The organism is Pseudescherichia sp. (genome assembly GCF_031987975.1).
In the GTDB taxonomy this organism is placed as follows: domain Bacteria; phylum Pseudomonadota; class Gammaproteobacteria; order Enterobacterales; family Enterobacteriaceae; genus Pseudescherichia.
The window spans coordinates 629048-652698 of record NZ_DALZYX010000001.1; the positions used below are offsets into that span (position 1 = coordinate 629048).

At 55.7% G+C, this 23651-nt stretch carries 27 protein-coding genes; 14 read left to right on the forward strand and 13 right to left on the reverse strand.

The genetic code is table 11. The annotated features are described in order from the left end of the window. Positions 1-21: 21 nt before the first annotated feature. The 10 genes from fliJ (at position 22) to rcsA (ending at position 6825) form a co-directional block, all read left to right on the forward strand. A complete protein-coding gene (gene fliJ / locus RTN40_RS03155; RefSeq protein ID WP_312227153.1) occupies positions 22-465 on the forward strand; it encodes a flagellar export protein FliJ in 444 nt (147 codons plus the stop codon). Continuing rightward, positions 462-1724: a flagellar hook length control protein FliK gene (gene fliK, locus RTN40_RS03160; protein ID WP_312227154.1), complete on the forward strand. Its 1263-nt coding sequence runs from the start codon at positions 462-464 to the stop codon at positions 1722-1724. The genes fliJ and fliK overlap by 4 nt, the downstream gene beginning before the upstream one ends. A gap of 105 nt (positions 1725-1829) precedes the next feature. Then, positions 1830-2297, forward strand: a complete 468-nt coding sequence (gene fliL / locus RTN40_RS03165; protein WP_312227155.1) for a flagellar basal body-associated protein FliL — start codon at positions 1830-1832, stop codon at positions 2295-2297. Positions 2298-2301: 4 nt separating this feature from the next. Beyond that, positions 2302-3306 carry a flagellar motor switch protein FliM gene (gene fliM / locus RTN40_RS03170; RefSeq protein ID WP_312227156.1) on the forward strand — a complete coding sequence of 335 codons (1005 nt, stop codon included), beginning with the start codon at positions 2302-2304 and terminating at the stop codon, positions 3304-3306. Continuing rightward, on the forward strand, positions 3303-3719 hold the full coding sequence (gene fliN, locus RTN40_RS03175) for a flagellar motor switch protein FliN (protein ID WP_312227157.1): 417 nt from the start codon (positions 3303-3305) through the stop codon (positions 3717-3719). The genes fliM and fliN overlap by 4 nt, the downstream gene beginning before the upstream one ends. Positions 3720-3721: 2 nt before the next feature. Continuing rightward, positions 3722-4096 carry a flagellar biosynthetic protein FliO gene (gene fliO / locus RTN40_RS03180; RefSeq protein ID WP_312227158.1) on the forward strand — a complete coding sequence of 125 codons (375 nt, stop codon included), beginning with the start codon at positions 3722-3724 and terminating at the stop codon, positions 4094-4096. After that, positions 4096-4833 carry a flagellar type III secretion system pore protein FliP gene (fliP, locus tag RTN40_RS03185; RefSeq protein WP_312227159.1) on the forward strand — a complete coding sequence of 246 codons (738 nt, stop codon included), beginning with the start codon at positions 4096-4098 and terminating at the stop codon, positions 4831-4833. The genes fliO and fliP overlap by 1 nt, the downstream gene beginning before the upstream one ends. Positions 4834-4844: 11 nt before the next feature. Beyond that, on the forward strand, positions 4845-5114 hold the full coding sequence (fliQ, locus tag RTN40_RS03190) for a flagellar biosynthesis protein FliQ (protein WP_312227160.1): 270 nt from the start codon (positions 4845-4847) through the stop codon (positions 5112-5114). A 9-nt stretch (positions 5115-5123) separates the two neighbouring features. Next, positions 5124-5918 (forward strand): flagellar biosynthetic protein FliR, encoded by a 795-nt coding sequence (gene fliR, locus RTN40_RS03195; RefSeq protein WP_312227161.1) that lies wholly within the window; start codon positions 5124-5126, stop codon positions 5916-5918. 283 nt (positions 5919-6201) lie between these two features. Further along, on the forward strand, positions 6202-6825 hold the full coding sequence (rcsA, locus tag RTN40_RS03200) for a transcriptional regulator RcsA (protein WP_312227162.1): 624 nt from the start codon (positions 6202-6204) through the stop codon (positions 6823-6825). Between the two features lie 48 nt (positions 6826-6873). On the opposite strand, the gene dsrB is transcribed toward rcsA, so the two are convergent. After that, positions 6874-7062: a protein DsrB gene (gene dsrB, locus RTN40_RS03205; RefSeq protein WP_312227163.1), complete on the reverse strand. Its 189-nt coding sequence runs from the start codon at positions 7060-7062 to the stop codon at positions 6874-6876. Positions 7063-7187: 125 nt separating this feature from the next. On the opposite strand from dsrB, the gene RTN40_RS03210 reads away from it, so the two are divergent. Together RTN40_RS03210 and RTN40_RS03215 are read left to right on the forward strand one after the other, a co-directional pair. Continuing rightward, positions 7188-7370: a hypothetical protein gene (locus tag RTN40_RS03210; protein ID WP_312227164.1), complete on the forward strand. Its 183-nt coding sequence runs from the start codon at positions 7188-7190 to the stop codon at positions 7368-7370. 294 nt (positions 7371-7664) lie between these two features. Next, positions 7665-8480 (forward strand): mannosyl-3-phosphoglycerate phosphatase-related protein, encoded by an 816-nt coding sequence (locus RTN40_RS03215; protein ID WP_312227165.1) that lies wholly within the window; start codon positions 7665-7667, stop codon positions 8478-8480. On the opposite strand, the gene dgcQ is transcribed toward RTN40_RS03215, so the two are convergent. Together dgcQ and RTN40_RS03225 are read right to left on the reverse strand one after the other, a co-directional pair. Further along, positions 8459-10168 carry a cellulose biosynthesis regulator diguanylate cyclase DgcQ gene (gene dgcQ, locus RTN40_RS03220; RefSeq protein WP_312227166.1) on the reverse strand — a complete coding sequence of 570 codons (1710 nt, stop codon included), beginning with the start codon at positions 10166-10168 and terminating at the stop codon, positions 8459-8461. The two genes, RTN40_RS03215 and dgcQ, sit on opposite strands and share 22 nt — an antisense overlap. 97 nt (positions 10169-10265) lie before the next feature. Further along, a complete protein-coding gene (locus RTN40_RS03225; protein WP_312227167.1) occupies positions 10266-11186 on the reverse strand; it encodes a DUF808 domain-containing protein in 921 nt (306 codons plus the stop codon). Between the two features lie 169 nt (positions 11187-11355). Between RTN40_RS03225 and yedA the strand changes: the two genes are divergently transcribed. Then, positions 11356-12267: a drug/metabolite exporter YedA gene (gene yedA, locus RTN40_RS03230; RefSeq protein WP_312227168.1), complete on the forward strand. Its 912-nt coding sequence runs from the start codon at positions 11356-11358 to the stop codon at positions 12265-12267. Here yedA and RTN40_RS03235 read toward each other — a convergent pair. Next, positions 12242-12739 carry a very short patch repair endonuclease gene (locus RTN40_RS03235; RefSeq protein WP_312227169.1) on the reverse strand — a complete coding sequence of 166 codons (498 nt, stop codon included), beginning with the start codon at positions 12737-12739 and terminating at the stop codon, positions 12242-12244. The two genes, yedA and RTN40_RS03235, sit on opposite strands and share 26 nt — an antisense overlap. A gap of 457 nt (positions 12740-13196) precedes the next feature. Between RTN40_RS03235 and ompC the strand changes: the two genes are divergently transcribed. Further along, positions 13197-14345, forward strand: a complete 1149-nt coding sequence (gene ompC / locus RTN40_RS03240; RefSeq protein WP_312227170.1) for a porin OmpC — start codon at positions 13197-13199, stop codon at positions 14343-14345. A gap of 45 nt (positions 14346-14390) precedes the next feature. On the opposite strand, the gene RTN40_RS03245 is transcribed toward ompC, so the two are convergent. The 9 genes from RTN40_RS03245 to RTN40_RS03285 all read right to left on the reverse strand — a co-directional run bounded on the left by RTN40_RS03245 (position 14391) and on the right by RTN40_RS03285 (position 23615). Further along, positions 14391-15011, reverse strand: coding sequence for a hypothetical protein (locus tag RTN40_RS03245; protein ID WP_312227171.1), 621 nt, complete (start codon positions 15009-15011; stop codon positions 14391-14393). Positions 15012-15317: 306 nt separating this feature from the next. After that, the gene (locus RTN40_RS03250; RefSeq protein WP_312227172.1) at positions 15318-17567 is read right to left on the reverse strand and encodes a GDSL-type esterase/lipase family protein; all 2250 of its coding nucleotides are present in this window, start codon (positions 17565-17567) and stop codon (positions 15318-15320) included. A gap of 55 nt (positions 17568-17622) precedes the next feature. Next, complete coding sequence (locus RTN40_RS03255) at positions 17623-20370, reverse strand: host specificity factor TipJ family phage tail protein (protein ID WP_312227173.1); 2748 nt, start codon at positions 20368-20370, stop codon at positions 17623-17625. Continuing rightward, complete coding sequence (locus RTN40_RS03260; protein ID WP_312227174.1) at positions 20367-20747, reverse strand: nitrite transporter; 381 nt, start codon at positions 20745-20747, stop codon at positions 20367-20369. The genes RTN40_RS03255 and RTN40_RS03260 overlap by 4 nt, the downstream gene beginning before the upstream one ends. 7 nt (positions 20748-20754) lie before the next feature. Then, the gene (locus tag RTN40_RS03265) at positions 20755-21234 is read right to left on the reverse strand and encodes a DUF1833 family protein (RefSeq protein WP_312227175.1); all 480 of its coding nucleotides are present in this window, start codon (positions 21232-21234) and stop codon (positions 20755-20757) included. Next, positions 21231-21701 carry a hypothetical protein gene (locus tag RTN40_RS03270; RefSeq protein ID WP_312227176.1) on the reverse strand — a complete coding sequence of 157 codons (471 nt, stop codon included), beginning with the start codon at positions 21699-21701 and terminating at the stop codon, positions 21231-21233. Before RTN40_RS03270 ends, RTN40_RS03265 begins: the two co-directional genes overlap by 4 nt. Next, positions 21701-22894: a phage tail tape measure C-terminal domain-containing protein gene (locus RTN40_RS03275; protein WP_312227177.1), complete on the reverse strand. Its 1194-nt coding sequence runs from the start codon at positions 22892-22894 to the stop codon at positions 21701-21703. The genes RTN40_RS03270 and RTN40_RS03275 overlap by 1 nt, the downstream gene beginning before the upstream one ends. Positions 22895-22971: 77 nt before the next feature. Beyond that, a complete protein-coding gene (locus RTN40_RS03280; RefSeq protein ID WP_312227178.1) occupies positions 22972-23127 on the reverse strand; it encodes a hypothetical protein in 156 nt (51 codons plus the stop codon). A gap of 5 nt (positions 23128-23132) precedes the next feature. Then, the gene (locus RTN40_RS03285) at positions 23133-23615 is read right to left on the reverse strand and encodes a phage tail assembly chaperone family protein, TAC (protein WP_312227179.1); all 483 of its coding nucleotides are present in this window, start codon (positions 23613-23615) and stop codon (positions 23133-23135) included. Positions 23616-23651: the final 36 nt, after the last annotated feature.

Consider the following 23651-nt stretch of genomic DNA (forward strand, 5'->3'; position numbering starts at 1 on the left):
AAGAGTGGGAGGGCGACGATCGTGACGCAGAATAGCGCATTAACGACGCTAAAGGATCTGGCTGAAAAAGCGGTGGATGACGCAGCGATACGCCTCGGTGAGATGCGCCGGGGATGCCAGCAGGCGGAAGAGCAGCTCAAGATGCTGATGGATTATCAGAACGAGTACCGCAACAACCTTAACACGGATATGACCCAGGGCATTGGCAGCCAGCGCTGGCAGAACTACCAGCAGTTTATCTCTACGCTGGAGAAAGCCATTGAGCAGCATCGCCAGCAGCTGATGCAGTGGACAACGAAAGTCGAACAGGCGCTGAATGCCTGGCGAGAGAAGAAACAACGTTTGCAGACGTGGCAAACCCTACAGGATCGGCAGACCGCTGCCGCCCTGCTGGCGGAGAACCGCCTCGATCAGAAAAAAATGGATGAGTTCGCCCAGCGCGCTTCAATGAGGAAACCAGAGTGATCACTTTGCCAAAACTGCTTGTTACCGATGCCGATACCCCTGGCGGCCTGCAAACAGGTAAAGCGGCGACGGGCGCAGAAGACTTTCTTGCCCTGCTGTCAGGCGCGCTTACCGGCACCCAGACGGCGGGCGAAGAGGCTCCCCTTACCCTTAACGATCTGCGCACGGCAGGGGCGACCCTCCAGCAGAGCCTGCTGAAAGCCGGTGCGGATGAGGCTGATACCCGCTCCCCGGCGGTGCAGCTGGCCGCTCTGCTCGCCCGTACGCCTGCAGCCGCTGCCGCTGCGACAGCAGACGAAAACCAGACCGCCGCACCGTTACAGAGCGAAACGCAGGCTATTTTAGCTAGCCTGACCGGCGGCCTGAAGGGCATAACCGCTACGGCTCCGCAGGCACAGCAGACCGCGGCCACCGCTGACGACGACACGCGTAGCGATCTGAGCGAAGAGGAGTTGGCAGGGCTGAGCGCCCTGTTGGCAATGCTGCCGCATCAGCAAACGGTCGCCGCAGCCGTGCCGAAAAGTGACACTGCCGCCTCTCCTGCCTCGGTTAACACCTTCGCTGGCCGCAGTCAGGATCTCGCCTCGCTTAACGGGAAACCTGTCGCTGCGTTAACGCCGGCGATTAACGGTGAAGCTGACGAAGGGAATTTCACTAACGTAGCTGAAAGCCTGCAGCAGGCCGCCCAGCAGACCACGGCTACGCCGCTGAAAAGCACCGCAGAGACCGCCGTGCAGGCAGTGAATACCAGCGTCAGCCTTGCGCCTGCGGTGACCACCGCCGCCCCGGCACAGGCCAGCGCCCCGGTTGCCGCGCCGGTGATCAGCGCCCCGCTGGGCAGCAGTGAATGGCAGCAGACCATCAGCCAGAATATCACCCTGTTTACGAAGCAGGGCCAGCAGAGCGCCGAGTTGCGCCTGCATCCGGAAGATTTAGGCCAGGTGCAGATTAGCCTGAAGATTGACGATAACCAGGCCCAGCTGCAGATGGTTTCTCAGCACAGCCACGTTCGTGCCGCACTGGAAGCCGCACTGCCGGTATTGCGCACCCAGCTGGCAGAAAATGGCATTCAGCTTGGTCAGAGTAGCATCAGCAGCGAAAGCTCCGCCGGTCAGCAGCAGTCCTCTTCCCAGCAGCAGCAGGCCTCTCGCTCAGGCCACGGCGGCACCTTTGCCGCTGACGAAGAAGATGCGCTGATCGTCCCGGCGAGCCTGCAATCTCTTGCTCGCGGCAACAGCGCAGTAGACATCTTTGCCTAAACGCAAAAGGTAGCATGATTATCCCCGTCTTTTCCGCCCTTTGACGGACGCAGGACACGGGATAATCAGCCCATAAGCAGTACCGAAACAGGAAGCACGTAACAGATGACTGACGCCGCAATTAGCAAAAAGAAAAAACGCTCAATCTGGATCCCGCTGTTGGTGTTGATCACGCTCGCCGCGTGTGCCACCGCCGGGTATAGCTACTGGCGCATGCACCAGCAGCCAGGGGAAGAGGTCAAAGCCGAAGCACCGCCGCCGCCCGCGCCGGTCTTTTTCGCGCTGGATACCTTTACCGTTAACCTGGGCGAGGCCGATCGCGTCTTTTACGTTGGTATCACCCTGCGCCTGAAAGACGAAGCCACCCGTGCGCGCCTGAGTGAGTACCTCCCGGAGGTGCGTAGCCGCCTGCTGCTGCTCTTCTCCCGTCAGGATGCCACCCAGCTGGCGACCGATGAAGGCAAGCGCCAGCTGGTTGCTGCCATTAAAGAGACGCTCTCTCCGCCGTTAGTCCCTGGCCAGCCGAAGCAGGAAGTGACTGACGTTCTCTATACAGCTTTCATTTTGCGGTAAAGACATGGGCGATAGCATTCTTTCACAGGCCGAAATTGATGCGCTGCTGAACGGCGACAGCGAACAGAGCGATGCTCCGCAGCCCGGCAAGGGGGGCGAGAGTGATATTCGCCCTTACGATCCCAATACCCAGCGCCGGGTGGTACGTGAACGCCTGCAGGCGCTGGAGATTATTAACGAACGTTTTGCGCGCCAGTTCCGTATGGGGCTGTTTAACCTGCTGCGTCGCAGCCCGGACATTACGGTGGGGGCGATCCGTATTCAGCCCTACCATGAGTTCGCGCGTAACCTGCCGGTACCGACCAACCTTAACCTGATCCACCTGAAGCCGCTGCGCGGTACCGGGCTGGTGGTCTTCTCGCCAAGCCTGGTGTTTATCGCCGTGGATAACCTGTTCGGCGGCGATGGCCGTTTCCCGACCAAGGTTGAAGGTCGCGAATTTACTCATACCGAGCAGCGGGTGATCAACCGCATGCTGAAGCTGGCGCTGGAAGGCTACAGCGACGCATGGAAGGCGATCCATCCGCTGGACGTTGAGTATGTCCGTTCGGAGATGCAGGTGAAGTTTACCAACATCACCACCTCGCCGAACGATATCGTCGTCAATACCCCTTTCCACGTGGAGATTGGTAACCTGACCGGCGAGTTTAATATCTGTCTGCCCTTCAGCATGATTGAACCGCTGCGCGAGACGCTGGTTAACCCGCCGCTGGAGAACTCCCGCAATGAGGATCAGAACTGGCGCGATAACCTGGTTCGCCAGGTGCAGCATTCAGAGCTGGAGCTGATCGCTAACTTCGGCGATGTCCCGCTGCGCCTGTCGCAGATCCTGAAACTGCAGCCCGGCGACGTGCTGCCGATTGAAAAACCCGATCGCATCATCGCCCATGTAGACGGCGTGCCCGTGCTCACCAGCCAGTACGGCACCGTTAACGGCCAGTATGCCCTGCGCGTTGAACATTTGATCAACCCGATTTTGAATTCGCTGAATGAGGAACAGCCCAAATGAGTGATATGAACAATCCGTCCGATGAGAACGGCAGTGCAATGGACGATCTGTGGGCTGATGCGTTGAACGAACAAAAAACCACCACCGGCAGCAAAAGCAACACCGACTCGGTGTTTCAGCAGTTTGGCGGCGGTGATGTCAGCGGTACTTTGCAGGATATCGATCTGATTATGGACATCCCGGTGAAGCTAACCGTGGAGCTTGGCCGTACCCGCATGACCATTAAAGAGCTGCTGCGCCTGACCCAAGGGTCGGTGGTGGCGCTGGACGGTCTCGCTGGCGAGCCGCTGGATATCCTGATTAACGGTTACCTGATTGCCCAGGGCGAAGTTGTGGTTGTCGCCGACAAGTACGGCGTGCGTATTACCGATATCATCACGCCGTCCGAACGTATGCGTCGTTTGAGCCGCTAAGCATGAAAACCCAGGCTACCGTTGTCCAGCCCACTGCCGTCTCCGGTGCTCCGCTGGTGCAGGTCACCGGCGCGCTGCTGGGCATTATTGCCTTGATCCTCGCGGCGGCCTGGCTGGCGAAGCGGATGGGTTTCGGCGGCCGAACCGCCAGCGCCCGTGGCCTGAAGGTAAGCGCCAGCACTACCGTTGGCCCGCGCGAGCGGGTGATTATCGTTGACGTTGACGATGCGCGGCTGGTACTGGGTGTGACACCGTCACAAATCAGCCTGCTGCATACGCTTCCCCCTGCGCCGCCTGTCAGCGACGCGCCGAAAGAGAACACCCCGGATTTTCAGGCCGTGTTAAAGAATTTGATTAAGCGTTCCGGGAGATCCTGATGCGCCGTTTGTTACCCCTTGCGCTGGCTGGCCTGATGCTGGTTGCGCCCAGCGCCTTTGCTCAGCTTCCCGGATTGATCAGCCAGCCGCTGGCCAACGGTGGCCAGAGCTGGTCTCTGCCGGTGCAGACCCTGGTGTTTATCACCTCGCTGACCTTCCTGCCCGCGATCCTGCTGATGATGACCAGCTTTACCCGCATCATCATCGTATTTGGCCTGCTGCGTAACGCCCTGGGAACACCCTCCGCGCCGCCTAACCAGGTGCTGCTCGGCCTTGCGCTGTTCCTGACCTTTTTTATCATGTCGCCGGTGATCGATAAGATCTACACCGAGGCCTACCAGCCGTTTAGCGAAAGTAAAATCTCTATCGACGTGGCGCTGGAAAAAGGGGCACAGCCGCTGAGAGAGTTTATGATGCGCCAAACCCGGGAAGCCGATCTGGCCCTGTTTGCCCGTCTGGCGAACAGCGGGCCGCTGCCAGGGCCTGAAGCGGTGCCGATGCGTATCCTGCTCCCTGCCTACGTTACCAGCGAGCTAAAAACCGCGTTTCAGATTGGCTTTACCATCTTTATTCCATTTTTGATTATCGACCTGGTGATCGCCAGCGTGCTGATGGCGCTGGGGATGATGATGGTTCCCCCCGCAACTATCGCCCTGCCGTTTAAGCTAATGCTGTTTGTGCTGGTGGATGGCTGGCAGCTGCTGGTCGGCTCGCTGGCGCAGAGCTTTTACAGTTAAGGAGTGCGGAGATGACACCAGAATCGGTCATGATGATGGGCACCGAGGCGATGAGGATCGCCCTGATGGTGGCCGCGCCCCTGCTGCTGGTTGCCCTGATCACCGGCCTGGTAATCAGCATTTTGCAGGCGGCGACGCAGATCAACGAGATGACCCTCTCATTTATTCCTAAAATTATCGCCGTATTCGTTGCCATCATCGTTGCCGGCCCGTGGATGCTAAACCTGCTGCTGGACTATATGCGCACGCTGTTCAGCAACATTCCTTATATTATTGGATAAGCAACTCTTATGGTGTCGGTAACCAGCGATCAGTGGCTCCAGTGGCTGAGCCTCTACTTCTGGCCGCTGCTGCGCGTGCTGGCGCTGATCTCCACCGCGCCGATCCTCAGCGAACGCGCCATCCCGAAGCGGGTCAAACTGGGGCTGGGGTTCGTTATTACGATCGTCATCGCCCCCGCCCTGCCTGCCACCAACGTGCCGATCTTCTCTGGCGACGCCCTGTGGCTGGCGCTGCAGCAGATCCTTATCGGCATTGCGCTGGGCTTTACCATGCAGTTTGCCTTTGCCGCCGTACGTACTGCCGGAGAGCTGATAGGGCTGCAGATGGGCCTCTCATTCGCTACCTTCTTCGATCCCGGTAGCAACCTGAACATGCCCGTGCTGGCGCGCTTTATGGATCTGCTGGCGATGCTGCTGTTTCTGACCTTCAACGGCCACCTGTGGCTGATCTCAATGCTGGTGGACACATTCCATACCCTGCCTGTCGGCGGCGATCCGGTGAACAGCAATGCCTTCCTGGCGCTGGCCCGTGCGGGCGGGCTGATTTTCCTCAACGGCCTGATGCTGGCGTTGCCGATCATTACCCTATTACTGACGCTAAACCTCTCCCTAGGGCTGCTTAACCGTATGGCTCAGCAGCTCTCTATATTCTCGGTTGGCTTTCCGATTACCCTCGGCGTAGGCATCATTTTGATGTCGGCGATGATGCCGCTCATTGCCCCTTTCTGCGAGCACCTGTTTAGCGAAATCTTTAACCTGTTGGCGGATATCATGGGCGAATTGCCGCAGATCTCCAGCCCCTGATTTTTGCAGGGCTTTATTGAGGATATTCCTAAAAACAATTTCTAATAATACCCGCCAGGATATACGGGGCGCGGTTTATTTGTTTTTATGATTATCACAGATCCGAAAGTTTACTTTACTTTAAGAAGTTTCCTGGCAAATTATACCTAACTTTACGGGATAGTGTGTTCGCCTGAAAGTCCTGTCCTGCTCATAGGTTTTCAGAATATTTTCATCCGTTTTACTGTTATGAGACTCTCAGGCAGGTGGTGAATTATCGTTACGCATTGAGTGAGGGTATGCCATGTCAACGATTATTATGGATTTATGCAGCTATACCCGGTTGGGATTAACCGGTTATCTGGCAAGTCGAGGGGTAAAAAAACGAGATATCAAAGACGTATCCAGCGTCAGCGAACTCGGTTCTGCATGTGAGGCCTGGCGGCCTGCGGTGGTGTTTATTAATGAAGACTGCTTCATTCACGATCTCGAACAGAGTCAGCATATAAAGCAAATCATTAATCAGCATCCAAAGACGCTGTTTATTGTATTTATGGCAATAGCAAATATCCATTTTGATGAATACCTGCTGGTCCGCAAAAATCTATTAATCAGCTCTAAGTCAATTAAGCCTGAATCACTGGATGAGTTTCTCGCTGACTACCTAAATAAAGAAGCAAAGAGCGCTAAAGGGATTAACCTGCCTACACTATCGTTAAGCCGTACTGAATCCAGTATGCTGCGAATGTGGATGTCAGGACAAGGAACGATACAGATTTCCGACCAAATGAATATCAAGGCCAAAACGGTATCATCACACAAGGGTAATATTAAAAGAAAAATAAAAACGCATAACAAGCAGGTGATCTACCATGTCGTACGCCTGACGGACTATGTTACCAGCGGGATCTTCGTCAATATGCGCTGAGAGGGCAAGCAGTCACTTACCCTCCCGGGCATGAGGGTGGTGACAGCGTTACTGCTGCATCTCCACAAATACCCCGTCCGGATGCCCTTTTTCATTAAAGAACCAAATACCGAGCGGGTAATCTTCAAGCGACACCAGATACATTGTGCCTTCATTAAACTCTTCAATCGCGAGTACGACCCCCGGGCGGCGCGGTCCTCCGTCCGTTTTTACTGTAACCCGATCGTTAACCTTCATCGTTTTCCTCCTGTCGCATTTTTGCCAGTGTAGAACAAAACCCGCTCGCTTACAGCGTCCAGCGTGGTGATTGCTGCTTTTCTCTACCGTCTATACTTAGGGAAACGGCCTGTGGAGTCACTATTATGAAAACCCGTGATGCCAAAACGTTAAACGACGCTGAAGTTGAGGCTTTGTTGGCTTCTATTGATAGCAGCAGCCCGGACAAACGTACCGAAAGCCAGATGCTTAAAGGTGAGGAGCCGACGGTCGCTAATAGCTGGGAGATAGATATTCATGATAGCAGCGTGGCAGAGCTGAACCGCTAAAAGAAAAAATCCCGGTCTGGGGAGACCGGGATAAAGCTTGCGTTTGCAAGAAGCACTTGAAAATTCGTTACACCAGGAAATCTGATGCGGATATGAATGTATATGCAAATTATTTGCAGGACAAGAAAATATTCATCAACCTAATTATTATTTTGTTTAACTGTCCTGGTACTAATGCATGAGAAGCCAGACAGCATCGCCTCTGGCAGGCCGTCAAATTCAGGTATTTATAGTACATGTTTTAGATTTTAAGACTTATCTTACCATCCCGTTGCGCTAGCGAAGGAGCAGACTATGCCAGGCCTTAACGATACGCTGCTGGTATTTACTGATATCGACGGTACCTTACTTGATAGCCATACTCACGAGTGGCAGCCAGCTGAAGTCTGGCTGACCCGTCTGCGTCAGCATGAGATACCGGTTATTCTATGCAGCAGCATGACGGCAGCAGAGACCCTGGCGATCCAAAAAATGGTAGGGCTACAGGGGCAGCCGTTTATTGCCGAGAACGGGGCGGTGATCCAGCTTGATGCGCGCTGGGAAGCCCATAAAAACGCCCCTCGCCTTATCAATGGCGCGAATCACGATCGGATCATGACTGTCCTGACCCCGCTGCGAGAGAATGAAGGCTATAAATTCACGACCTTTAGCGATCTTGATGTTCCCGTCCTGGTAGAGTTAACCGGCTTTACGCCTGCCCAGGCGAGTCTTGCCCGCCTGCATGAGGCCTCAGAGACGCTTATCTGGCGCGATAGCGACGAGCGGTTGGCAAAGTTTGACGCCGAGCTTACCCGCTTTGGCCTGCGCCTCGTCCAGGGCGCGCGGTACTGGCACATTATTGACCAGCGCGGCGGTAAGGATCAGGCGGTGAACTGGCTTACCCGCCAGTACTGTCAGATCGAGGGCAAGCAGTATACTACCCTCGCTCTGGGCGATGGGCCTAACGACGCACCTATGCTGGACAACGTTGATTTTGCTATCGTCGTGAAGGGGTTTAACCGGGATGGCGTTACGCTACGCCACGATGAGCCTTCCCGGGTCTACCGAACCACCCAGACCGGCCCGGCGGGCTGGCGCGAGGGGCTGGATCACCTGTTCGGTACAGCCTGATTGGCGTCTTCCGCGCAGACGCGGTTACGTCCGCCCCGCTTCGCCAGGTAGAGTCGTCCATCGGCCACCATTTGCAGATACTCAAATACATAGCTCTCGCTCGGCTCAGCGCTGCTGACCCCCAGCGAGGCGCTAATGCGGATGGTCTGGCTATTATGCACCAGGATCTCTTTGCGGCTAATACGCTCGCGTATCCGCTCTGCAACGCGCTGCGCCTGAAGCAGCGTACTCCCCGGCAGAACGATGCAGAACTCCTCTCCCCCCACGCGTCCGGCCAGGTCCTCTCCCTGAAGGGAGCTGCTAATCAGACGGGCTGTATGAGTCAGCACTAAATCACCTGCATGGTGACCGTAGCGATCGTTAACGCTTTTAAAGTGATCGAGATCGAGCTGGATCACTGAAAACGGGCGATGCTGCTGCTGGCACTGCTCCGCCAGCGTCTGTGCTTGCTCAAACAGCGCCCTGCGGTTAAGCAGACGCGTCAGCGGATCGTGCCATGCCTGCCACTGCAGCGAGTGCTGCATAGCATACATATTGCTGACCATGCGGCGGATGACGACCCATGAACTCAACAGCATGGCGGTAAAGAGCAGCCACAGCAGCGCCAGCGCAATGCTGATATTACCAAAATCTCCCTGCAAGCCTTCGCGCAGGGTATGAATACGCAGCAGCAGCCCATCAAAGTGATCGAGTTTTTGCCAGACGATGTAGGTTGACCCGAGGCGCAGGCTACCGCTGTTGCTCTGTGCTGCCGCCTGCGCCAGCATGTCGCGCTGCGCCTGGGTAAAGGTGCGCGGTGGCACGCCCGTGGGCAAGGAAGTCACTACGCGTTCAAGGTCGTTATTGTAGAGCTGGTACTCACCCTGCTCTTCATCCCTCAGCGCTTCCGTCAGCAGCTGCTTTACCGAAGAGAAGGCGTAGTCGATAGCCAGCACACCGTACCAGTGCTGGGCATAGTCCAGCGGTACGCTTACCGTGACGATAGACTCCTGCTGACCAGCAGCCTGTGCGGAGGTAAACCAGCGTACGCCACGGAAACGGTTAGCATGTTGGGACTGTCCGGTAAACCAGGGCTGCGCCAGCAGACGCTCATAATGCGTAATGCTCTCTGCCGATACCGCCGTTGGCCGGGAGGAGAGATAGAAGCCGGCGCGGGAGATATACCAGGCGTGTTTTGGCATCGCCGGTATCGCCGTGGCGAGACGCATGATATAGCCCACCTCCAGCGCGGCGGTCATCTCATTATGCATTTGCGGATCGTCGCGGCTAAGCAGAGCGTGGCGGGCGACAAAGCTATCGGAAAAGCCGGTAATCGGTAGGGTGCGCCGCTGATCGACGCTGATACGCCAGAAAGGTTGCTGCCGCTGCTGGGCAAACTCAACCTGCACGTTTTCCAGCACCTCGGAGGCCAGCGGGGTCTGTACCGCCGCCCGCATGGCATTGCGGAAGAAGAGCAGCGCGTTAACGCCGATCTCCATCTGCCGATCAAGGGCGCTGGAGACCTTATCGAGGGTATTCCGCTGGCTGGCGACCCAGGCATCCTCCAGAACCACGACCTCGCGCCAGGTCAGCAGCGTTGAGCTAACCAGTACAATCACAAAACAGAGATTAACGACCCGAGCAGGCACGAAATAGGTGCGGATGCTCTTCAGCCGTGACAAGCCTGTGGCAGCGGTAGAGAGTGGCACGACGTCTCCATGGTAGTTGCTGAAGTTATCCAGTCATTACAATCCATATTATCGGCACGCCGCTGCCAGACTTCATATACATCCTGCGGGCAGAGTGTTAATGGGCTGCCCCACGCAGGCGCGAGACCATCTTCACTAGCCCCACTACGATCAGGCCAATAATAAACCCGAGCACCAGGTTTGCCAGAGTAGGTAACGTCGCGGCAATAAACGCCCCCTGCCCGGCGGCAAAATGCTCAATGGCGTGATGCAGGGGCGCAATGCCGTGTACCACGATCCCCCCGCCCACCAGAAACATGGCCAGCGTGCCGACAATCGATAGCGTCTTCATCAACCAGGGGGCAACAACCAGCAACCCTTTACCAAAGGCTTTTGCCAGCGCCCCGGGCCGCTCAACCAGCCAGTATCCCATATCGTCCAGCTTAACAATGATCCCTACCAGACCATAGACGCCGATGGTGACCAGCACGGCAATGCCCGACAGCACCAGCACCTGGTTGAGCAGGGGCGCATCAGCCACGATACCCAGCGTAATGGCGACAATCTCCGCAGAGAGAATAAAGTCGGTGCGAATGGCGCCTTTGACTTTATCCCGCTCGTACTGCTTAGGATCCTGTTTGGCGATGGCGTTTAGCCGCTGCTGAGCCTGGTGCGGATCTTCTTTATGCTTACGGGCGTGCAGACTGTGCAGTACCTTCTCTACCCCTTCAAAACAGAGAAACGCCCCACCGATCATCAGCAGCGGCGTAATCGCCCATGGAATAAAAGCGCTGATGAGCAGTGCCAGCGGCACCAGGATGACCTTGTTAAGCAACGAGCCTTTTGCCACGCTCCAGACCACCGGCAGCTCCCGGTTAGCGCGCACGCCAGAGACCTGCTGGGCGTTGAGAGAGAGATCGTCACCCAGCACGCCAGCGGTCTTCTTTGCCGCCAGCTTGCCCATCAATGAAATGTCATCAAGTAACGTGGCAATATCGTCCAGTAAGGTTAATAAACTACTTCCCGCCAAAATAAACATCCTTCTCTAACTGCTGATAATTGAAAGATTATGGAACATAAATGCCCATTGCGGAAATTTATCCTTAAAGTCAACAAATCATTAACATTATAGAGGTAATTAATTGCTCGCCAGTCTGATTGTTTTGGCGTTTACTCTATGCGTCCTTTCTATTACGCCGTGAGGGAGTATGCGTTTCACACAGCTTTTACCGCTTATTGGGGCGCTTTTTGCGCTCTATATTATTTGGGGATCCACCTACTTTGCGATTCGTATCGGCGTCGAGAGCTGGCCGCCGTTGATGATGGCCGGGGTGCGCTTTTTCTCTGCCGGGCTTCTGCTGTTGGCCTTTCTACTGCTTACCGGTCACCGCTTGCCCTCCCTGCGCCCGCTGCTCAACGCCGCGCTGATCGGCGTTCTGCTACTCGCGGTGGGTAACGGCATGGTGACGGTGGCGGAGCATCAGAACGTCCCGTCCGGCATTGCTGCCGTGGTGGTGGCAACGGTTCCGCTCTTTACCCTCTGTTTTAGCCACTTTTTCGGCATCGCCACCCGCAAACTGGAGTGGTTTGGCATCGCCATCGGCCTGTCGGGCATTGTGCTGCTTAACAGTGGCGGAAATTTGAGCGGCAACCCGTGGGGGGCAGGCATGATCCTTATCGGCTCTCTGAGCTGGGCCTTCGGCTCCGTCCTCGGCTCTCGCATTGAACTGCCCAGCGGGATGATGGCCGGCGCCATTGAGATGCTCGCCGCAGGCGTGGTGCTTTTGGCTGCCTCGGGGATAGCTGGCGAACGGCTCACGGCCATGCCAACCTTTTCCGGATTGCTGGCCGTCTGCTACCTCGCCATTTTCGGTTCGATTATTGCCATCAATGCCTATATGTTCCTGATCCGCAATACTTCACCGGCGGTGGCCACTAGCTATGCCTATGTTAACCCGGTCGTGGCGGTGCTGCTGGGGACAGGATTTGCCGGTGAAAGCCTCTCTCCCATCGAGTGGCTGGCGCTGGGGATTATTATTCTGGCGGTGGTGCTGGTGACGCTGGGTAAATATCTGCTGCCCGCCCGTCCAGCGGCTACGCCCTGTCGGGCGGAGAAGTAATCAGGCTGCTGGCCTGAATGCCCCGAGTGTCGATCTGCGCGGCCGCGCCGCCGCCGCAGATCCACTCTTCAAGCCGTTCGCCAAGCGCCGCATCACTCAGCTTCGCCCTGCCCCGGATTGCACACTCCCACACCACCAGGACTCGCCAGCCTTCCGCCAGCAGCAGCGTACAGTCGCGCCGGTCGCGTTCAACGTTTTTGCCAATCTTCTCCAGCCAAAATTCGGTGCGCGTAGCCGGTACCTTAAACAGATAACAGTCATGATGGTGCCAGAAACAGCCGTGGGTGAAGATCACGCAGCGGTAGTCATCAATAACAAAATCGGGCCTGCCGGGCAGGGCCGCATCCTGCACGCGAAACGCCAGACCGCATTCGGTCAGCAGCGCGGCCAGCCGCTTTTCAATGGCGGTATCCCGAGTGCCAATGGCGCGCATATTTTTGCTGCGCGTGGCTTTATCATGCACGTCTGCCATGCTCTCCCCTTGTTGCAGCTCGCCTGGCGTTTATTAGCGTAATTATTTTAGCATCCGGACTCATTGTGGACTGTTTTTTTTAAGCTGCTGTGCGATGATCCCGGCTGTTATTAATCCAATATGTATTGTCAGTATTACCCTCACTCTTCTCGACAGTGCTTAGCTCAGCCTTCCATAGCTGAGCTTTTTTTTGCGCTGCTGCAAGCCATTCTCAAAATAAATGCCACGATATAAAACATACCGTTAAAATATAGAAAAACATCACCCAAATTAATAATAAAAAGCCAAATAATTCATCGCAAAAATAACACACCCCAATGAAACGTTTAGCAATAAATAATACCATTTACTTACATCATTCTTTTAAAAATAAATGAACTTAATCGCTAGTATCAGGATTGTAATTCGGGTAGTTCATCAACCATTTACATAAACTATCATTCATAGGGAATGAATAATGAAAAGAAAAGTATTGGCAATTATTGTCCCGGCATTATTAGCCATGGGCACAGCACATGCAGCAGAAATTTATAACCAGAACGGTAACAAGCTCGATCTCTATGGTAAAGTCGATGGCTTGCACTACATTTCTGACAACAGTAACGTTGATGGCGATCAGACCTATGTTCGTGTGGGCTTCAAAGGCGAAACCCAGATCAACGATCAGCTGGTCGGCTATGGTCAGTGGGAATATAACGTTCAGGCTAATGACACTGAAACCAGCGGCAACCAAAGCTGGACGCGTCTGGCCTTTGCCGGTCTGAAAGCGGGCGACTACGGCTCCTTTGATTATGGCCGTAACTACGGCGTGCTGTATGACGTGGAAGGTTGGACCGATATGCTGCCGGAGTTCGGCGGGGACAGCTACACCCAGGCCGATAACTTTATGACTGGCCGTGCCAACGGCGTTGCAACCTACCGCAATGACAATATGTTTGGCCTGGTGGACGGCCTGACGTTTGCCGTCCAGTATCAGGGCAACAACGAAGCCGACGGTAACGGCAACGAAGGGACTGCCAGCCGTGATAACGGTTCCGACGCGCGTTACGAAAACGGCGACGGCTGGGGTCTCTCCTCTACCTATGATTTCGGCAGCGGCTTCAGCGTGGGTGCAGCTTATGCTTCCTCTGACCGTACGGCGGATCAGACTAACGGCAACGCGGCGAATACCTATGCTGGCGGTGATAAAGCAGACGCCTGGACCACTGGTCTGAAATATGACGCCAACAACATCTACCTGGCGGCGATGTACTCCGAAACCCGCAACATGACCCCGTACGGCAGCACCGATGACGGCGACATTGGCGGTATCGCGAATAAAACGCAGAACTTTGAAGTCACCGCGCAGTATCAGTTCGATTTTGGTCTGCGTCCGGCAGTCTCTTTCCTGATGTCTAAAGGTAAAGATCTTAACTACAACGGCGCTAATACCGATGAAGATCTGGTTAAATACGCTGACGTAGGCGCTACCTACTACTTCAACAAAAACATGTCTACCTACGTCGATTATAAAATCAACCTGCTTGATGACGACGATCAGTTCTATCAGGATGCTGGCATCGCCACCGACGATGTTGTCGCGCTGGGCCTGGTATATCAGTTCTAAAAACAGCTATAAAAAAACAAAGCCCGCGGATAGCGGGCTTTTTTATTATTTGGTGATACGTATCTCTGTCGCCTTGTCACGCTGCATCATACCGAAGGCGATAATAAACAGCCCCAGCATAAAGGGAATTTCATACAGCTCTTCCAGCAGGTCCTGATCGCGGGGGTCATATAAAACTAACGATGCGATGAGCCGATGATGCTCTACTGCATCGGAGAACATAAAGGTGATCACCACCAGCAAAACGGTCCATAGCGGAAACGTTTCCTGGCGGAAGCGCTGGGCCAGCTCTCTACGCAGCACGCCAGACAAGAGCACCGGCAGCACAAGCGCTGCGATAAGCACGACCGAAATAGCGCGGAATATCAGCCTCGGCTCGTCAGGGAAGTAGACTCTGCCCCAGCTTGTGCTGCGTCCTAACAGTACCACCCACCAGGCAACGGACCAGAGCCAGAAGGCTTTTTGTCCGGATGTCAGCCTCCAGGGCTTGATCCAGCTAAGCGTAAAAACTGCACCAAAGAACAGCCAAAGCGCTTGCCCGTTCTCAATCCAGCTTACCAGCCGCCCCTCGCTAACGGGTAACGGGATCTCTGGAAGAAGTGGAAAGAGAATGGAGATAATAAATAGCAGCGCCGTCACAAACGGCAGCTGTGCGTCCAGTTTCATCGTATTGTTACCTGGAAAAAGAGTAGCCAGCTATATTAACTGGCTATGTTTATTGCTGCTTGGCGATGTGTGCGGCAGAGTAATGATAATTAACATTTAATACTACAACTGCACTTAACGGGCCAGCCTGATTACCCGACCGCAGCAGGCTCCCGGCAGCGAAGCGAGTGCGTTAACCGGGCATGGAACGTTAACGTCTGCTCGGTCGAATTGGTGTTAGCTAACAGGTTGGCATCATTAACATCAACCGCGGAGGAATCCAACCTTAAACTATCAAGCGAAAAGATTAAGTGGGCCAGGACGTTATTAAATAGTTCCGAATGCTGCTTCAGAATTTCCAAAATAATCCCCCCCGTCCAGTTCAACGGTCCAGTAGTCGCTGGGAGGGATATCCGTCCATGTCAGGTTAAACTGTAAATAAACTCCACCGACGAATCCCGGATAGCTGGTGCTATCAACCACGCCTGCGTTATAGTCAATAATAGCCTCGTTTGGCATGTTGGGGCCGAACGAACCTGGCAGCGTAGTCCTCCCTAAAGCAGTAGCTAGTTTTGCGGTAATGGTTGGAATACTCCCCGTAGCGGTACTAAACGTTTGGATCACCCGGAATGATTTGAGTGTGGACCCGCGAATGACAACACCTTCGAAAACCACTCCATTGGCCGATACGATCCTGAGTTTAGCGAAGCCGCCGTTATAGAACAGGCTGAAATCACCCTGCACATTTCCGCGCCCGGTAGGCAGTAAAGACTGCGGGCATCGCATGAAAAACGAGGTCAGCGGGACAGCCGCTGGTACACCAGAGACACCAGACGGGCTAGGGAATTTCCTGGAATGAACCACGCGAATTTTACGTTCGTCTTCATTCCACAGATTGTTCGCTGAAAATCCTACCGGAACAGGCGTTACCACCAGGCCATTAACATAGGACTCGTTGGCAGCACCGCCCTGCAGATCGTTGTGGATGGTGATAGTGTGCCACCCGCGACCAATGATTCGCCCAAGGAACTGGGTGGCACCGCTTACTTCTCCATTGGTACCAATAGGGCCTGGCGCTGCATAAGCACCGTTTTCAATAAGCGTGCTGTGGAAAGGTGCCTGTGGGTTTGCCTGTTTGTAGTAAGGCACCTCAGACTTGTTCGCTGTACCCACAAACCAGTTCGTATCCTGGAGCAGCACGAAAACCTCACCCTGTACTTTCCCCGTAATGTTGGCGGCTGCCGCATCCAGGTAAAAGCTGAAGGTACATATGGCCTTCTGCTTCGGTGGGAGTACACCCGTGGTTTTAGCGCGGGTAAAAGTGCCAGGCAGGCTTCGGGAGACAGCAACATTACCCGTAGCATCACAGAAACCATAGTTATCCAGGCTAACGCCAGGGTACATATAAGTTTCATTAACGATCTTCGTGTAGGAATTTAAAAGCCCTCCCCCCATAAACAGAGAGGCCAGCTGGTGCGCATGCAGGGCATATCCCATAGTATTAAAGTGGACCCCATCGGCAGAGATTGCCCCCGGGTTACGGTGGTACAGACTTTCCTGTGGGTCGAACAAAATGCACCCGTAGAGCGTTGCCAGGTTACGTAGATACCTCGCCCACTGGAACCACAATCCACCCGGAGTGGGACCACCGGACGGCAAGCAAACAATAACTGCTGCTCCCCACTTAATTAATCTGCGAATAAGCTTCTCCATGCTGTTTAAGTAAACGTCCAGGGTGGAATCACCTGACGCATCGTTAGTTCCCAGCATCAGGATGGCAACGTCACAGTTTGGGTTGGCCTTCCAGCCAGGCTCGTTCAAGCTTTGTTCTGCGGTATATCCAGAGATAGCGCGAATAACCCTGCCGATGGTGCAGCCGGACTGTTCAGAGAGATAATCAGTAAACCGCTCTGGATATGTAGTGGTAGCGTGTGTCGCCCAGTCACCATTTTCAGCGGGTTTAACGTCCGTTGAAGAGCGATCAAAACCTGCTGTCAGTGAGTCACCCTGGAAAAGCACGTTGAATGAACCACGGGAATGTACAAGATAATCTATTCTGCTAAGTGCAGCCGTGTTGCGTGCTTTATATTCAGCTGAATCAGCGGCTACCAGCCACTGTTGAACAGTCCGGCCGTCATCAGCCTTGACCATAGCAGCGCCGCCGTTAGTGTTTAACTGGCTGCGCAGCGCGCTATCGCCAACGTTCAGCCACATCCCCGCGCCCTGCCCGCCCGTTAACTGCGGCGTAGAGTTTGGCGGCACCACCTTCCCACCCACAGGGAACGCGCCTGTCCACTGGTAATAGCTGTTATCCGCTGGGTTTAGCAGCACCTCATTAAGATTTACCGTTGCACCCGTAGTGAATGTCACGCCATTCAGCGTCACGAAGCCAAACTGCGCAGCAGCATCTGCAACCATCGACTCCAGTCCGTGCCAGGTGCGGCGCTCAGTACCAAGGCGGTCCTGCCAGCTGTCCTCAGTAGTGCTGTTAATAGCGGCGTCATAATTCTGTGCGTTATCAAATAGATCGCGCGGATCGGCGGAACCCAGCGGATTATGTGTTTTATAGGTTGTCATATTTTCTCCAGGCATAAAAAAACCCGCACGGGGCGGGTAGAGGTTGTCGTAAATATTATGCGGCGTCGCCAGGGTAGCTGGCGTCGTCAAACTGATAAAAGAGTGGTGAGTATTGTGCGGCGGAGAGCTGACACGTACCGTCTGCCGAAGGCTCTATGCTGCTGATAATGGCATCGTAGCCGACCCGCTGCGATGAACAGAATATCAACCCTGGCGGCTCAATATGCGGGCTGTCCAGCGTCCATTCATCCAGACGCAGCTCGCGGGTCTCTGGCAGCGTCAGGGTATAATCATCCACCCGCTGCGGGGTCAGCAGCACCGATGCGCTGCCATCCTGAAAGCGAATGACGCAGCGCGGGTTAGCAAAGTGCCAGTCCAGCGGCTCGCTTACGCTTAACGTCACCTTTGTACCATCGCGCTGCATATCCGTAACAAAACAGCTAATGGTATCGCTACCGGGAATATCATCGGCCAGCACCAGGCGATCGCCAAACTGGTAGCAGAGCGCGTCAAGCTCCGTTGATATCGCATGCGTCAGACGCTGATAGCGGTACTTCATCAAGCGTCGCATCCCGATGCGCCACGCACGCTCCGTATCAACTACCCCGTAAAGCTTATAATTCTCTACTTTACGCGGCGTATCGTTGCCCACCCGGCACTGGACGGTCTCCTCCGCCCAGGTCAGGCCATCAATATAGGTCACGTCCACCGCATCATAATCATCCTCCGTTGGCGCAGTGAACGCGGTCTGCATCTCATCTGTTGTCTCCTGAGGGCTGAGGATCCCGGCCCAGCTCTTGATCCCCTCTCTCCCTACGCTGGCCAGGCCGTCAGAAAGTAAGAAATAGCTCATCCCGGCGTTGCAGATCGTCTGCAAAATATCGAGCGCCGATCGCCCCGGGTCGTTAGCGACGTAATCGAAAGTTTCACCCCGGGGTGTCCACCATGCGGCCTCCAGCGCCGCGATAGCCTCGCCATCGGTTTCAATACCAAGACTATGGAGAACATGCCACAGCGCGCCGCTGATGCTGCGGGCCGGAAAACCGTTGTCATAGATGCGCGGTGCCGTCACGCTGACGCGGCGATCGGACTGCGCCGCCAGGCGGGAGCCAGTGCGGATAGTCAGAGCGAGAGTCGTCACACCGTCATAGCGCGCCGGGCGGGTGGCCAGCCGGGCGCGCAGCGCCTGCCAGAAAACCTGGTCGCGAGTCGATCCCCCCGCCGGCGACGCCGTACGTCGCATCCGCACTTCATACTGGCCGCGCGGCACATCAACGGCCTCGGTAAAGCCAATCTGGTCTTCGGTCTGGCGTTGATAGTAAAGCCCCCTCTCTTGCCAGCTCTCCCGGCTCCCGGCAGCGCGATATTGCAGAATAATGCCTGCATCAGCGGAACGTCGCTTGCCTTTACTGTTGTAACGCACCAGCCCATTTGGGAAGTTGAGGTTGACCTCTAGCCTGTCTGTGGTTTCACCCTCCGGGCAGGAGAGGAAGGGGCCGACCCAGTCGTAGCTATCATTAACGCCGGTAACAGAGGCATCCAGCAGCGTGCGGCTGACAAATCCGCTCCAGCGACTGTCGCGTGTGGTGACGGGATGACCAGCGGCGTCATGAGAAACGGTTACCCGCGCCACGCTCATCGTCAGCGTATCGATCGCTGTTATCTGGTAGCGGTAGCCAACAGGTAGCAGGCTGAAACGCTGATTGCCTTCCGGCAGCCCGGCAAATTTTTCCCCTCCAGGATAGGCCAGACGCAGTGAGGCCGGCTTTGCACCGCCGCCGCCCGGAACGGCAGCAACCTCTGGCGTCCAGTCAGCAATCACCAGGCTAAAAAAGTCGTTTTCTATTTTGAGCGTTAACAGCATCCCTACAGCGGGAACCAGTTCAGCTACCGAACCGGCGATCTCGCTATAGCCATCAACCGTCGTCACGCTGTACGTATCCGGGGCGTCGATATCAATAAGCGTCCCCTCAACCCAGCCAGAGGGGATCTCCGTATCGCTCGCTTCGGCGGAAGAACCCAGCAGCGTAACTGTGTTACCCGCTAACACGACTGCGTCGGCGTTGACGCTGACGGCGGCCGGGCCGCTGGTTCCCAGATCGAGACCCGCACTGCCGGATGAAGTATTGCCTACCTCCGTAGAGTTGTACCAATTCTCGGCACGAGGATCGGCAGAGACATCAGCGCCAGGGGGGTAGATTGTATAGCTGACGTCATCCCCGAAGCTGCTCACCGGCGTTGCACCGATACGAATATCCGCCCTTTTGATGTCGAAATTGCCGACGCCGACGCAGAGAAACATGCTGGTTATCATGTCCCGCTCGTGGCTGAAGCGGCTAATGGGCTGAACAACGTAATCCGGGAAGACGCGGTAGCGGCCAAACACCTCGCGGATCGGATCACCCAGCCGGGCGGCGTTGGCCCGGGCCGGGTCGAGGGAGATCCTGTCCCCCTGACCCAGGCCGCTCAGCCCCCCTTTATCCATTGTTGCCATCATATAGATTGAGTAGGCTGCAGAGGCCACCGAGACGGCAACGGCGGTCCATACCGCCCAGGCTGGTGCGGCAGGGCCGTACGGGATAGGGTAAATTCGAACCTCGCTGGCAGGATGCAGCAGGTAGTGCGGCCACCCATCGGGCGCAATCGGTACGCCGTCAACCTCGACGGCAATGGGATGCTGCTGACGGGCTTTTTCATAGCCCCTGACGTTGTCTGTAAGCCACTGTTGTAGCGTCATTGCGCCATGTTTATGCGTCTCCAGCGGCTCACCGGGCAGACGGGAGGGAAAAATGTGAATGGTCACTCATAGTACTCCACGGTTGTATAAAGCCGCTCAAAGCGGGCCAGCGGCAGAATGGTTACGTTACGGCGCGGGTTAGCCTCCAACACCTGCAGCGCGCCATCTATGCTGATGACTATCCCAAGGTGATCGACAACGCCACCGGAGTAGCACGCTGCCACTGCCCCCTCTTTCGCGGCCGTACGCCGAACGTTGCCTTCAAAGGCCGTGAACTGCCGCGCCATCATGTCACCTTCACGAATCACGCCGTCGAAGGTTGGCCATTCAGACAAGCCAAGGTCGCGGCGCACCTCATGCACCACCCCATAGCAGTCGAGCATCGGCCAGACGCGGCCGCCCATCTGCCAGACGACAGAACGGTATTTATCGACATTAAGCATGAGCACCTCAGAGATAGCGAAGACCCGGAAACGCTGCCAGGGTATAGCGATAGCGAGGCCAGGCCAGATCCAGCACGTTCATGTATCCTGCCGTGATTTGCACATCGGTCGCTGTCCAGACACCTGTTTTAATCCCCAACGTGTAGGGTCGGGTTGCGGGAGCGTTCAGGCTGGTGGAGAGATAGAGGCGGTAGGTCAGAGTTGCATTCTGCAGGTTATCCAGCGCGGCCCGGATGGCACCTGATACCTCGCCAGATACGTTACTGATAGCGAATTTCAGATCCTGAGTGCCATCACTGTTACGAGCCGGCAGCGCGATATCAATACCGCAGGCGATAAAGGTGACCTGCTCCCCTGACTCCGTCGTGGCGGTGATGTCATCCCAGCCGCGCGTCAGAGCGTAGACATTGCTGCCTAACGCAATTTGCAGCGTCTCGATAAGCACCTCGCTGCCGCCCGAGGCGTAAAGCCGGTTTAATACTGTCATAAGGTGGGCCACTCCCTGTTCAGGGCGCGGTCGAGCGTGCCGGAGCCAAGAATGAAATCGGGGAAGAGACCCCAGCCAGGCGGTAGCAGCGGACGCTGATACAGCTCAAGCTCTGCGGAGTAGCGCCACAGGTTGCCCCCTTCCAGGTTTGGACCTTCATAGATATCGGTGAAGCGGCACACCTTTGGTGCCTCCCCGTTAGGGGTGCGTAAATTCATGTTGAACCATGCCGCACCGTCGCTCAGCGCGTCGCGAAACCAGGCTTCAAACGCCTGACCCTGGCGCTCGGTCAGCAGCCAGGAGACGCTGGCAACGGTTGGCGTGGAGAGATAGCGGCGGCGCTGCCTGGCCCGGCCGCTGGTCATTTCACTCCTGATGACAGGGCTTACCGATCGTAGCCCATATCCCTCCTGAAGCGGTACGGGCAACGTGTTGTGTGGATAGTTGATAGTGGTGGTGATTGCCATTAGCCTTTTTTCCTCCCTACTGTCCAGCCGCTGTTTAGCGCCTTCGATGCCTGGCCCGTGCCGCCAGCCAGATCGCTGGTTGTCATCTGATATCCCAGCCTTGCCCCACGCATTACTGCGCTTTCAATTAGGGCCAGCGTACGTCGATCGGGATCGCCATGGATCGCCAGCGGGATGGTGATATTCGCCGCCTGTCCGCCGGTAGCCTGCGAGCTAATACGATCCAGCGTGGCGTCCAGCTTAGCGCTGGTTCTGGCTGTCGTTACGCGTTCGCCCTTTTGTAGCAACCAGGTCCCCGTCTCTGGTACGGAATCAATACCGTCATGTGCCTGGCCTTTTAGCGCGGTGCTAACGCCAAGCAGCAGTGCTCCTGCCCCAGCGGCGGCGGCGATGGCAGCGGCGCTCGCCAATGTCGGTCCCGCGTAAGGAACGCCGATCATGCTGGTAAAGGCACTCAGAGCCGCCATCGCGACCTGTGCCGTTGCGTACTGCAGCAGCGCGGCGCCCATCGATTGGATAAAGGTGGTGGCGAAACTCTCAACGTTCATCTTCCCGGTTTCGGCCCACTGAAAAACCATTTCGCTGAGGTTGGTAAAAGCCGTTTTGCCGATATTCTGCATACTGCTATACAGATCCGTGGAGGCTTCGAGCTGTGTCGCCAGACCAGAGACGAAGCCTGCCGCACCGTTGTTGCGCATCTCATCTTCTTGCTGGTAATAATTATCCTGTAGCTTCAGACGCTCTTGCAGGCTCTTATCCAAATCCGCTGTTTGCTGGTCAAACAAGGACTGGCTCATCTCTCCGGCATCCCGTTTCTTTTGCAGCTCTCCCTGCTGCGTACCAAAATCACGCTCAATATTCTGGCGTTCGCTATCGCGCGTCTGCTCCTGCTTTCGCGTAGCGTCTCCTAACCAGCTATAGGCTATCTGTTTATCCAGCCCTTTTTTCACCTGCAGGTTTGTGCTATCAAAAGCGGCAGCGAAGGCCGCCAGCTTTTTCCGGTCATCATTTGCTGGCGCGGTTTGGCTTCCGGCGACCGTGCTCTTAATGGTCAGGCCAACGGTTTTGGCACTCTCTTCCACTTTTTTACGCCAGCTTTCTAAAGAGCGCTCGACTTTACCCATGCCAGTGGTAAAGGCGTTTACCTGCGTGACGAGATCGACCGATAATGCTCCGAGAGATTGTGTGGACATATCGCCCCCATAAAAAAACCCGCCGCAGCGGGTATGATCTTATTTACGTTAACCAACCTGTGGCTCCCCTGCGTCCGCTAAGCCCAGTTCCGCAGGGCGTCCTCAAGCATGACGGGCGTCTCCTCAATATGGGGAGCGAAATCGGTCAGGCGAAACGGCGGCGTATCTCTGCCCCGGTGTATATTCGCCACCACCGACGCAATCAGCGCTGCGCCCCACTCCGTGCGCATCATGGGATTCAGGTTGCCATATTTGCTGCGGTAGCTAAGCCAGAGCTGAAACTCCCGGAAGCTGAGGGCCTCCTGCGCTTCGGCGATGGTTTTACCGCCGATGCCATTGAGGACGAGTTCGCACCAGATCTCATCGTCGGCGGTGAGCTGGACTTTCCCGGCGCGTTAACCTCATGAATGGCCACCAGCAACGCCACCGTTAATGCGCCATCAAGCGCGCCGCGCTCGGGATCCGCCTCGCCGGTAATATCCCTGGCGGTGAAGATGGGGTTTCCGGCCTCGTCGCAGAGCGCCGCAGCAATATAACCCGCGACAGCGTCAATATTACCCGCGCTGGCCTGTATACCCTGGGTTGCGGCATGGTAGCCCGCGGGGCGAATGAATACCGTTGCGCTCAGCTCTTCATCACCCTGTTTCCAGACAATCACTTTTTCAACGGGACGGCCGGTAAAAGCACCGGCTTTTTTCAGATTATTAAGCGTTAAATGCATATTGTTTATCCTGCCAGGAAAAGTTATGCGGGGCGT